The following is a 12,215-nucleotide window of genomic DNA, read 5'->3' on the forward strand; positions in this document are numbered from 1 at the left end:
CCGCTAATATTGAAGAAAAACTAATCCAGAATCTTCTTCCATTCGTCAAAAGAGAGTAAAAAGAAATCAGCGATCTTAATAATTTCATTTTTCAGAGATTCAGAGGAGGGATCATACACTGCTGCAACGAAAAAACCATGCCGCTTCAGTGTTTGAACAGCAAAAAAAGTATCCTCAAATACAAGTGTTTCTTCTTTTGGCGTACCAAGAATTTCTAATGCCCGTTGATATATCAACACATCACTTTTCCCGCTGCCGACAGCGCTGCAGGTGATCACATCACAAAAATAATCTGCAATGCCGTGTTTTTCTAAAACCATCTCAGTAATTTTTCTGTCGTTAGCCGTAGCAATACACATTTGGATACCCAAACGCCGCATTTGAGAAAGCATCGAAATAACCCCGTGTTTGAGAGTCACATAACGCAAAAAATCGGTTTCAATCATTCGGTTCAGTTCGGAGAGAATTGCATCAAATGATTCCTGTATATTGTAATGATTTTGTAGATATTCGATCGCTTGAGACATACTGAAATTTTGCAGTTTCACATCCAGATGATCTTCAGGAACAATACCATGTGATTTCAGAAAACGGCTGGCGAGTGTTTTCCAAACGGACATTGAATCCAGAAGTGTTCCATCCAGGTCAAATATTGCGCCGGAAATTTTCATGTTTTTCTCCGTAATGTCACCAATTGCAGCGATTCGATCGGTTTTCAATGCCTTCAAATCAGATGAAGGATTCCTATCAATCAGGATTCTTCAACCTGAAAATCAAAGAATCGATTTCTTCAGTCCACATCAATAAAAGAAATCCATTATCAACAGAAACAACACTTTTTTTTCCAATAAATTCATTGCTGACACCAATGGGAATCGTATTTGAAAGATGATACTGATGTAATTCATATTTCAATCCGGTCAGATTTACTCCTTCCGCAGCACTTCCCGCGCAAAAAATCGACAGGATGCCTTTCATTCTGTCTGGAAAAACAATTGCCCTGTTTTGAATGGCAGAAACTGCAAATCCTTCCCCCAATAAATAACCGCTTGCTCCATTCTCCGCTAGAAAACACAGAATCTGGAAATTTGCATACGTATGATCCAGACGATTGCCAAGACATCCGAAAAAAACAAATTGCCGATAACCGCGATTCAATCCTTCTCGTACTGCAATCATCGTATCCGTATCGTCTTTTTCCACCGGAAATTGCAGCACATGTGGATGATCCGGAATACGCATCAAAGAATCAAAGTCACCAACCACCAGATCAGCCTGAATACCCATTTTTTCAAGATGTGAGTATCCGGCATCAACCGCGATCACAAAATCTTGTTTTTCCTTGTTGATCTTGATTTCATCAATTGTAGAAGCCCCGATAATGTAACAAATAGAATGGTTAATAAGAGTCACCTCAAAATCAGAATTCGTATTTTATAGTTTATGTTACTTCATCCATTCAGTCAATTAAAGCCATCAATTCAAAATAAGGATTAACCTTTCGAAATATTAAAGAAATTTTGTTATTCTAATGGTATTGCGCCAAGGAAAAATCATCAAAACAACACTTTTGTAACATATTTTTTCTATCCCCACTTGACAGTATCACGGTAAAACTTATAATAAGCGGCATGAATAAGAAATCCTCAACCAATTTTGTTCGACGAGGTTACCGCAACGAATAACGATGTTTTGCGGTATTTTTGAATACTCTTTTCCTTATCAACGAAAAACTCCGCAATACATGCGGAGTTTTTTTTTATTTGGTTATTCGAGTAAATTCTTGGAGAGAAACTATGTCACAGGAAATTAAGAAAGTTGTTTTAGCCTACTCAGGCGGTTTGGATACATCTGCAATCATCCCCTGGTTAATTGATACGTATCAATGTGAAGTCATCTGCTGCTGTGCCAATGTCGGCCAGGAAGAAGAATTGGAAGGACTTGAAGAACGTGCGAAAGCCAGTGGCGCCAGTAAACTTTATATCAAAGATCTGACCGATGAATTATGCAAAGATTTTATTTGGCCAATGATTAAGTCAGGTGCAGTTTATGAAAGAAAGTATTATTTAGGAACATCCATCGCCCGTCCGATCGTTGCGAAATGGATGGTTGAGATTGCAGAAAAAGAAGGTGCCGACGCTATCTGTCATGGCTGTACCGGTAAAGGGAATGATCAGGTGCGCTTCGAAAATACCATTGCGGCTCTCAATCCTGAATTGAAAGTGATTGCACCCTGGCGGATTTGGAATTTTACTTCCCGTGAAGACTTGATCCAGTACTTAGACAGCAAAAAAATTGCATATCCTGATTCGGCAAAAAATCCGAAACTTTTCAGCCGTGACCGGAATATCTGGCACATTTCTCATGAAGGTGGCCCTATCGAAAATATTGAAATCGAACCGGATGAGAAATTTTGGGTGCTTTCCGTTTCACCGGAAGAAGCGCCGGATAAACCGGAATTCGTGGAAATTGAATTCGAAGCTGGTGAAGCCGTTGCTTTGAATGGCAAAAAAATGTCCCCCAAAGATCTGCTGGTTGAATTGAATAAAATCGGCGGAAGAAATGGAATCGGCCGCTGCGACATGGTCGAAAACCGTTTGGTCGGCATGAAATCTCATGGTTTATATGAAACGCCGGGGGGAACTATTCTCTGTTTTGCTCATTCCGAGTTGGAAACAATCACTTTAGACCGTGATACAATGCACTACAAAGATGTTGTTGCTGAGCGCTATGCGGAGTTGGTTTATTTTGGCCAATGGTACTCACCGCTCTGCGAAGCACTAAACAAATTTTTTGATGTGACAAACAAAACCACAACCGGCACAGTAAAATTGAAGTTATATAAAGGAAATATTATCTCAGCAGGACGTAAATCGAAATACAGTCTGTACAATGAAAAAATTGCCTCCTTTGGAGATGTAACTTTATACGATCACAAGGATGCCACCGGATTTATTCGCTGTTTCAGCCTTCCAAGCAGAGTCAGATCATCGATGGAAAAAGCTGCCGGATTGAAGTAAGGCAACCGGATATTAAAATATTCAGATCCGGTGTGAAAAAATTCCGAAATTGCGTTTGTCCGATTGAGAAAACGTTTTTTTCCTGTTACATGATAAAACAAGGGCAGCAATTCGAAATATGAGGAAGGAACAATGATTTATGTGATGTTTATAAGCGGAGCGCAAAAAACATCACATAAATCAATAGCTTCCTTCTCGATTCGGATAGCAAGTCATTATTTCAAATAATATCAAAACAGGAGACGTCTTTTTTTTTCGAAAATTTGATAACCAGTGGTTGATAAAAGATGGCAGTATTTTTTATAAGGGAAAAAAAGGAATGAAAGAAAAGACTTTATGGAGCGGCGGAAGGCTTGACGCAGTTCTGGACCAGAATATGACAAGGCTGAATCGAAGCCTGGACACAGATCAGCGAATGGCTCATGAAGACATTCGCGGCAGTATTGCCTGGGCTGGAGCTATTTTGGATGCAGGGATTCTCTCAGAAGAAGAATACCGCCAGATTTGTTCCGGGCTGGAACAAATCTCCCTCGAAATTTCAGAAAAGAGATTTCAATTTCTCCCATCCGATGAAGATATTCATTCTGCGGTTGAACGCCGTCTGACAGAAATCATTGGAGCAGTCGGCGGAAAATTGCATACCGGCCGCAGCCGAAATGATCAAGTCGTAACCGATTTTCGTCTTTGGCTTAGGAACACGATGGATAACCTGATCAAAGAGATCACTGAACTCCAAAGCGCATTTTTCTATCGGGCAAAAAATGATATCGACATCATCATATCCGGATACACACACTTTCAACAAGCACAACCGATTTTATTAAGCCATTGGTGGCTCTCACATTTATGGGCATTGGAACGGGATAAACAAAGGCTTCGCGAATTTCGTGATCGCACGAATGTATTGCCATTAGGCAGCGGAGCGCTTGCAGGAACAACTTTTCCAATTGATCGTTTCAAACTGGCAGCAGATCTGAATTTTTCACAGCCTGCACCCAATAGTATTGACGCTGTGTCGGATCGGGATTTTGTCTGTGATTTTCTCTATTGGGCGTCTATGTTGGGAATTCATCTCAGCAGATGCGCTGAAGCGTTGATTCTCTATACGACAATGGAGTATGGATATATTACATTATCCGATCAGTTTTCGACCGGATCCAGCTTAATGCCCCAAAAGAAGAATCCGGATTCATTGGAGCTGATTCGCGGAAAAAGCGGCAGCCAAACTGGAAGACTGACTGCCATGCTGACAATTTTAAAAGGACTGCCATCCGCATATGATAAAGATCTGCAGGATGACAAAGAGCTTGTTTTTCAGGCTGCCGATACGGCAAGTCTCACAATGGCAGTGATGAACGGCGTACTGCGAACATTAAAAGTAAATCGTGAGAAATGTCAGCAAGCGATCAACATGCAGGCGCTTGCGACAGACATCGCCGACTATCTGGTTAAGAAAGGAATGCCTTTCAGAGAAGCACACCACGCTGTTGGTAAAGCAGTGAAGCTGTCGGAAACAATCGGTATCAATCTGGCAGATTTACCGTTATCTGAATGGCAGAAAATCTCGCCTTTGTTCGATCAGGATGTTTTTTCAGTCTTCTCACTTGAATCTTCCATCCATCAGCGTTCCAGTTGGGGAGGAACTTCACGAGAACAGGTATCTAAACAACTGGCTTACGCTGAGAAAATCATTTCAGATCAGGATCAATAACATCCATAAAGGGACAGTAATTCGAAATTTACAGAAACAGTATAAAAACGGAACGAAAATCTGTTGTTATGAAGAGCTGCGTACAGCGCTACATAACAACAACAGAACCCTTCGCTATTTCAAATTGTTAAGATAAAAAAAACCGCTTTTCAGCGGTTTTTTTTTCTTTTATTTGGCGTATTCGACTGCCCGAGTCTCGCGGATAACGGTGACCTTGATTTGTCCGGGATACTGCATCGTCTCTTCCACCTGATGAGCAATATCTCTCGCCAGATAGGTAGCTGCCAGATCGTCAACATCTTCAGGAGTCACAATAATTCTGACTTCACGCCCTGCCTGAATGGCAAAAGAATTCTGAACACCTTTATGCGAATTGGCGATTTCTTCCAATGCACGCAGACGTTTGATATACTGCTCCAAATCTTCCCGTCGAGCGCCAGGACGTGCGCCGGAAATTGCATCAGCAGCTTCGACAATGACTGCTTCCACGCTTTCCTGATCCACTTCATGGTGATGGCTTTCAATGATATTAACTGCCTTTGGGTTCACGCCATACCGTTTGGCAAATTCTGCACCAATTTTCGCATGTGTACCCTCTGTATTATGATCCATAGACTTACCAAGGTCATGCAGCAAAGCACCGAGACGGGCAAGTTCGATATTTGCACCGAGCTCAGAAGCAATAACGGAGGATAACTTGGCAACTTCAACTGCATGGGAAAGCTGATTTTGTCCGTAAGAAGTACGATATTTCAAGCGTCCCAGCATTTTTACAATCTCCGGATGAAGTCCAACAACGCCAGCTTCAAAAGCTGCCTGTTCACCTGCTTCAACAATTAACCGCTGAACTTCCCGTTCCTCTTCATTCAAAACCTTTTCGATATTGGCCGGGTGGATTCTCCCGTCTTGAATCAACCGATCCAGAGAACGACGAGCAATCTCACGACGGATTGGATCAAAACAAGAGATCATGACTGCTTCCGGCGTATCGTCCACAATGACATCAACACCGGCAGCCTGTTCGAAAGCGCGAATGTTTCGTCCATTACGGCCGACAATTCTGCCTTTCATTTCTTCTCCAGGCAGATTCACAATGGAAGTCGTCACTTCACTGACCTGATCCGATGCAACGCGCTGAATGGCTGTCGCGATAATTTCGCGAGCTTTTTTGTCTCCTTCAATACGAGCTTCCTGTTCAATCTGACGAATAATTCGCGCCATATCGTTCCGAGATTCTTTTTCTACACGATCAAGCAGCTCCTGGCGTGCTTCTTCCGTTGTCATCTCAGCGACTTTTTGCAGTTCTTCCAATTGTTTGGTAGACATTTTTTCGATTTCGTTCAACCGCTTGTCAATACTGCTCTGTCGTTTATTCAGATTCGCTTCACGCTGTTCAAGTTTCTCAATCCGGTGATCTAACTCAGTCCGTCTTTTTTGCAGCCGGTCATCTTCCCTGGTCAATTCACCGCGTCTTTTCTGTATATCAATCTCTGCATCCCGCAGTACTTTGATCGCATTATCTTTTGCTTCAGATTCGATCAATTGCGCTTTTTCGCGGCTGGCTAAAACGATATTGTCCGCATCAAGCTGCTGAGTCTTCTCGAATTTTTCGTTCAAATAACGAGAAAAGAAGTAAGTAGCTATTGCAATTACGATCAGGCTGATGACAACCGCTAAAATGATCACCAGGGCAATGGAGATCCCCGGGCTATTGGAGCCGGTTACCGCTCCAGACGACAATTTATTCATATCTCCGGGTCCGACTACTTGAAAAAGCAATCTCCCCGAATTTCGTAAATTTTCCAGTATCATTTTTTAATCCTTCACAATTTAAGATAAAGAATCCTCTGCCGAATGCTCATTCTCATTCCAGATTTGGCGTACGACACGGGTGATTACTCCATAATCGTATCCTTTACCAGCGAGATGATTACTCAGCCGTTTTCGAAAATCAGGCCACTTCAATCCAGCCAGTCTCCGCGAATATCGAGAACCAAGATCATAAGCAGTCTGATCATCGTCCGCATTCTTCAAGGACTCTTGAATAATTTCTTCGGTTATGCCTTTATGGCGGAGTTCAAGCGCAATTAACCGCTGACTTCGCGGATGAAGGGAATTTCGATTTTCCACCCAATCATTCGAAAACGCTTCGTCATTTAATAAATGAGAATTTCTCAATTCGGCAATTGCGTTGTCGATCCGTTTATCCTCATAACCGTTTTTTAAAAGTTCTTTTCGTAATTCATTTTCTGATCTCGCTTTTCTGCTTAGATAGCTTAAAGCACGTTTGCGGATCGTTTCGTCCAGATCTTCAGAAAGCAGTTTATCAATCTCTGGCTGTGTCAACACCTGGCCAATTCGGAGACGTTCACCAATAATCCGAGACAGGCCAAAAGCAAAAGTGTCATCCAAGAAGATATTGATGCGCTCCTGATCGTTCTTTTGAACAGCAAGTTTCGTAATTCGCTTTCCATCCATAAAAAAAACCGTCAAGCCATAATCGTCTCGACAGTTTTTGTCTTTGAAACTTGTATTCAACAAGAATATATTAAAAAAAACAGTAGATTCTTGCTGTCTGAAAAAAAGCAATTTTATAAATTTTTCTTCAACCTAATGTTTTCTTATTAGCCAATACCCTAATAATCAAGAAAGATATAGATTGCCGCTTATTTCATTTTTATCAATTGACCGATCAGGTCAATAAAATTAAGTTCCAAAATGTTTCAAAAACCGCCATAGACTACGATACGGATATAATCAATTTTCTGATTTTCATTATACCTTAAAAAAAATAAAGAAAAATTATGATTTTTCCCTATGATTCAAAATATAGAGGTATGATTTGTTATTGTGTTTTTATACTGAGCTCAAAACAACACAATAATCATAAATAATACATCTATTTTTTTAGTTCGGTGACCAGATTTCGTATGAAAGACCTTGATCAAAAGCATAGACTATTTGAGATCTTGATATTACTGATTATCCTATCCGGATGGTTCTTGAGATGTATCGGGATCGAACTGAAACCGTATTTAAATGGAATTTCCAATTCAGCAGAGAAGCCTGTTCTATCGATTAAAGGATTGCTTGATGGAACGACAGCATCCTCCGCTGAAGCCTGGATGAAAGAAAATATACCATTTCGGGCAATTTATATCAAATTTCGCAATCAAATCTATTGGACAATATTCAATAAATCATCTAATCCCAATGTCGTCGTTGGTAAAAATTTTGAATTATATGAACCCTGGTATCTGCAGGAATATTTAGGCTATACCAGAATCGATAACAATTATGACGATACGCTGAAAAATATGGAACAGATTGTGCGGGATCTGAAGTATATTCAGGATAAATTGGATGAAGCTGGAAAAATCAGTTATGTTTTTTATACTCCCAGCAAGGCATCTTTTACAGAATCCAATTTTCCGGATGCGTTTGAAAAAAATGCACCAATGACAGACAGGGAACGCTTTTGCGATGTACTATTGCAATTGTTTGATCAATACGGGATACGTTATTTTGACAGCGTAAAATTTTTTCATGAAAATCCGTTGGACGTTACGTTATTCCCAAGATCTGGAACGCATTACACATGGGCAGCCGGGATAACAGCCGGCATTGCGATGATTGAAGAAATAAACAAAATATCCGATATCAAATTTCGAAAAGTAAAACCAATTTTCACGCTGACAAAAAAACCGATTCACCCGGACAGGGATATTTTTAATGTTCTGAACCTTGTGGATCAATTTTCATGGCAAGAATATGAAAATGACCGCTATTATGATGTCGCCCTGATCAATTTGGAGAATACACAAAAGGCTCCACGTGTTTTTATACAGGGAGGAAGTTTTCAGGGTCCTCTGCGTTATTTATTCCAAAACAGCAATATCGTGGATCGCTATTCTTATGCTGAAAACAAAATTGTTTCCGATTGTGACGGTGAGCGAATTGTGGATCGAATTGAAGACATCAGCATCGGAGGGAATCTGGACAATGACGTTTTCATCTTTGAAGTGAATCAATTCGCAGCCAACAATATGAGTTTCGGATTTATCAGCCGGATGAAAACGTATATTGAACAAAACGGTATTCCGTCAGACCAGGATTGCAGGAGATCACAGTGAGCCTCACTTCCAGCATTTTTCTATTCATCTTTTTTCCGCTTGCTATCATTCTGTATATAATTCTGCCTGGTTTAAAACAGAAGAACTGCTTGTTGCTTGTCCTTTCATTGATATTTTATGCTTTCAGTGGAATTCAATTTGCCATTGTTTTAATCGTACTGGTTTTGATCAATTACATAATCGGCTTCGCTATAGGAAATCAATCTGGAAAAAAAAGATCGGGATTTTTTCTTGCGATTGGATTATGCATTAATTTCGGCGTCTTGTTTTTGTACAAATATCTGCCGTTTGCAGCTTCCAACATAAACGCACTGTTCCATTGGAATCTGCCGCAACAACAATCGCTGATGATGCCGCTGGGCTTGTCTTTTGCGGTATTCAAATTGGGTACCTATCTGATCGATTTATATCGCGGAAAAATTGCCTTCCAGCCGCATTTTCATTACTTGCTGTTGTATACCATGTTGTTTCCAACGGTAATTTCAGGTCCGATTGTCACCTACAGCGATATTGCGCCGCAGTTTGAAGGCCGAGAGATCCAATTTGCGCAAATCTATCACGGAATCAAGCGATTTGTTTTCGGATTTTCAAAAAAAATTCTGGTGGCAAGCACACTGGGAGAAGTTGCCGATCATGCCTTCGGCGGCGGAGCGGCAGCAAGCTGCGCCGTCGCATGGCTTGGAATTTTGTGCTATTCGCTTCAACTGTATTACGATTTTTCAGGTTATTCTGATATGGCTTTAGGAATTTCCGAGATGCTTGGTTTCCATTTCAAGGAAAATTTCAATTATCCCTATATATCAAAGAGTATTCAGGAATTTTGGCGCCGATGGCATATTTCGCTTTCAAGCTGGTTCAGAGATTATCTTTATATTCCGCTTGGAGGAAATCGAACTGGAGCTTTTCGTACATACCGGAATTTGCTTATTGTCTTCATCGCGACGGGATTATGGCATGGAGCAAATTGGACGTTCATTTTCTGGGGATTATTTCATGGATTCTTTATCGTTATTGAAAAAGCCGGCTTTCAGAAAATCCTTGAAAAATTACCCCGTTGGATGCAGCATTTTTATACAATTATGCTGATTCTTATCGGATGGACAATTTTCCGTTCCGACAGTTTGAACGACGCATTGCAGTATATCTCTCACCTATTTTCTTTTTCAGCCTTGAATCCTGCACAAGTCTTGTTTTGGGTCGATCGTTATAGACTCTTTATTTTGATTACTGCAATCCTTTTTTCCGCACCTGTTTATCCGTTAATGAAAAGTAAGCTTTCCAAGCAACAGATCCAGCGACATCCGGCTGCAGCCCACGCCATCGCAATTCTCAGTGATTTCTTCGCAATCATCTTATTAATCTTTACCATCAGTTGCACAATTGCAGGAGATTTTCAGCCTTTTATTTATGGCAAGTTTTAAGTTCAGTCACAACATAGCATAATATGAAAAGAGTTCATTGTTGTTCTTATGAGTTTGCGCTAAACACAAACTCATAAGAACAACAAATTTTCATGATTGATTCAAAAAGTCAATTCTTATTTCGAAACACAGGAAATGATCCAATTTATCTATCCGAATTATTGTTCCGAAAAGGCCGTATGAACGAGTGCGATCGCATCAATCGGGAACTCACCTGCTGAATCCGCGGGTATTTCAAAAGCCAGTTTAAATTTTCGATCCCGTTCGTAATACCGATCAGTTGTCCAGGAACCAATCGAAATCCAGGATCCTTCCTGAGAAGCAGGAGCTGTCACACTGACCGCTTCTTCACCGGTATCAGACAATAAAACCGTATTATCAGAATAAAGCTTCACAGACGCGCTGATACCACCTTTGTTGGCGGGCATCCAGGCATAAAGCTGATAATTACCAATCGGCCAGCAATCCTTGAATGTATAAACCATTGAGATTTTCATTTTCGGATTCATGATGAGCTGATAAGAATCATCCCAGCTTTCCTCATCTTTCAGCGTAATTCGATAATCACCTGCCACAATCTCAGCCTGTAAATCATCAAAGACATATTTGGTTCCGGATACATTCAGCTTGCTGAGCAGCGACAAATTGGCAGCTCTGCGTGGAACAATTACCAATCGATCCACAGCTACAATCGAATATTCGTCACGGTCTTCCCAGGATGTTGTCACAGTGAGGATTTCTCTGGACGGATTGATGTAATACATACCTAAACTTCGCCAAACATCCGTAGATTGTTGCGGTTCATACTGACTGGTCATGTAGTTTACACGCTGAGAACCCGTCAACGGCGGCAGAATTTGTTCACCCAGTTTTACACTGAAATCCAATGTGCCACCTGAACTGTACACCGTATCCATCGTGTAAATTTCATACAGACCTTCTCTTAACGGCTGATCCATGAACCAATGAACCCATCCGCTACTGTATGTGGCGTACCAGTTACCATCGTAAGTCGTCTTTCCTAAATCAGCGGCGATTTTTTTGGAGCTTGTCCATAAACCACTGTCCAATGAAGGATTCACTTCGGCGCTTTTATCCACGCTGAGTACAATTACGCCATCAGGCGCATCGGGGATCTGCGGATCCACCTGCATTCCGTCAGATATCCAATAATTCGAAAGCGGCCCAGGAGTCGCAGTGGGGACAAGCGTCGGTGTGTTAGTCGCCAACGGTGTTACCGTTGGCGTGAAGATCTGAGTAGGCATTGGCGTTATCGGAGTTGGTGTTTTTGTCGGCCAAAATGTCATGGAATTCCGAATACGGGGAGCATAAAGCCATCCCATATAAACCAGAACAAATGAAATCAAGATACCCGTAAAAATTCTGCCGAAAAAATCTTCCCAGTCTCTGTGAACAGTTTTCTTCAACTTCTTTTTTTTGTCAGGAGGTGGAGTAACAGGCGGCTGATTTTGCGTCTGCCAAAAATGAGGATCCCCGGTCGGCATATTCGATGGAGGAACGGATGGTGGTCTATTTACAGGGTTAAAGTAATTCTGCTGCGCTGCCGAATAATTTTCTTGTCCCCTGTTCGAGGGAAAATTTGGATTAAAATTGTTGTAAGGAAAATTCGGATAATTGGACTGATTTCCGCCAGTTGTTTTTTTTTGTGAATTATTTGAATTTTTTTCCGCCATCGAAATCACTCACTCATGAAATTATGTTCTGCAAATCGCTCAGCCAAAAAACAATGATTGCGAAATAATTGATTTATTCAGGATTTTGTTTTTATTCTGCAGCAATATGAATTTGAGAAAAAATTATTGATTGCTAAGTTGTTATTGTGCTACACGTAAAATAAAATACAACTATTGTTTTTCTCAATTTATTCGAATAATAAGTCCATATTTTATATTATTGGTTTTTCAGACAC

The 12,215-nt window shown here is 40.8% G+C and carries 9 protein-coding genes; 4 read left to right on the forward strand and 5 right to left on the reverse strand.

Features of this window, described 5'->3' with window-relative positions; translation table 11 throughout:
- Positions 1–20 precede the first annotated feature (20 nt).
- The gene (locus ATC1_RS14280; protein WP_152024330.1) at positions 21–671 is read right to left on the reverse strand and encodes an HAD family hydrolase; all 651 of its coding nucleotides are present in this window, start codon (positions 669–671) and stop codon (positions 21–23) included.
- A gap of 76 nt (positions 672–747) precedes the next feature.
- Positions 748–1,413, reverse strand: a complete 666-nt coding sequence (locus ATC1_RS14285) for a thiamine diphosphokinase (protein WP_201777299.1) — start codon at positions 1,411–1,413, stop codon at positions 748–750.
- Positions 1,414–1,796: 383 nt separating this feature from the next.
- Between ATC1_RS14285 and ATC1_RS14290 the strand changes: the two genes are divergently transcribed.
- Together ATC1_RS14290 and argH are read left to right on the forward strand one after the other, a co-directional pair.
- Positions 1,797–3,020, forward strand: a complete 1,224-nt coding sequence (locus tag ATC1_RS14290) for an argininosuccinate synthase (protein ID WP_062283829.1) — start codon at positions 1,797–1,799, stop codon at positions 3,018–3,020.
- Between the two features lie 319 nt (positions 3,021–3,339).
- Entirely contained in the window at positions 3,340–4,731 is a 1,392-nt protein-coding gene (gene argH / locus ATC1_RS14295; protein WP_062284201.1) for an argininosuccinate lyase, read from the forward strand.
- A 168-nt stretch (positions 4,732–4,899) separates the two neighbouring features.
- Here argH and rny read toward each other — a convergent pair whose 3' ends face one another.
- Together rny and ATC1_RS14305 are read right to left on the reverse strand one after the other, a co-directional pair.
- On the reverse strand, positions 4,900–6,543 hold the full coding sequence (gene rny / locus ATC1_RS14300) for a ribonuclease Y (RefSeq protein ID WP_236688145.1): 1,644 nt from the start codon (positions 6,541–6,543) through the stop codon (positions 4,900–4,902).
- Positions 6,544–6,561: 18 nt separating this feature from the next.
- Complete coding sequence (locus tag ATC1_RS14305) at positions 6,562–7,209, reverse strand: regulatory protein RecX (RefSeq protein WP_152024331.1); 648 nt, start codon at positions 7,207–7,209, stop codon at positions 6,562–6,564.
- Between the two features lie 452 nt (positions 7,210–7,661).
- On the opposite strand from ATC1_RS14305, the gene ATC1_RS14310 reads away from it, so the two are divergent.
- Entirely contained in the window at positions 7,662–8,864 is a 1,203-nt protein-coding gene (locus tag ATC1_RS14310; protein ID WP_062283835.1) for a hypothetical protein, read from the forward strand.
- On the forward strand, positions 8,861–10,285 hold the full coding sequence (locus tag ATC1_RS14315; RefSeq protein ID WP_062283839.1) for an MBOAT family O-acyltransferase: 1,425 nt from the start codon (positions 8,861–8,863) through the stop codon (positions 10,283–10,285). The genes ATC1_RS14310 and ATC1_RS14315 overlap by 4 nt, the downstream gene beginning before the upstream one ends.
- A gap of 158 nt (positions 10,286–10,443) precedes the next feature.
- Here ATC1_RS14315 and ATC1_RS14320 read toward each other — a convergent pair whose 3' ends face one another.
- Entirely contained in the window at positions 10,444–11,979 is a 1,536-nt protein-coding gene (locus ATC1_RS14320; RefSeq protein ID WP_062283841.1) for a hypothetical protein, read from the reverse strand.
- Between the last annotated feature and the right edge of the window lie 236 nt (positions 11,980–12,215).

Source organism: Flexilinea flocculi, from assembly GCF_001192795.1.
Taxonomy (GTDB): domain Bacteria; phylum Chloroflexota; class Anaerolineae; order Anaerolineales; family Anaerolineaceae; genus Flexilinea; species Flexilinea flocculi.

Coding starts and splice junctions, on each gene's coding strand:
- argH (WP_062284201.1), top strand. CDS start 3,340: ATGAAAGAAAAGACTTTATGGAGCGGCGGAAGGCTTGACGCAGTTCTG.
- ATC1_RS14280 (WP_152024330.1), bottom strand. CDS start 671: ATGAAAATTTCCGGCGCAATATTTGACCTGGATGGAACACTTCTGGAT.
- ATC1_RS14305 (WP_152024331.1), bottom strand. CDS start 7,209: ATGGATGGAAAGCGAATTACGAAACTTGCTGTTCAAAAGAACGATCAG.
- ATC1_RS14290 (WP_062283829.1), top strand. CDS start 1,797: ATGTCACAGGAAATTAAGAAAGTTGTTTTAGCCTACTCAGGCGGTTTG.
- ATC1_RS14310 (WP_062283835.1), top strand. CDS start 7,662: ATGAAAGACCTTGATCAAAAGCATAGACTATTTGAGATCTTGATATTA.
- ATC1_RS14320 (WP_062283841.1), bottom strand. CDS start 11,979: ATGGCGGAAAAAAATTCAAATAATTCACAAAAAAAAACAACTGGCGGA.
- rny (WP_236688145.1), bottom strand. CDS start 6,543: ATGATACTGGAAAATTTACGAAATTCGGGGAGATTGCTTTTTCAAGTA.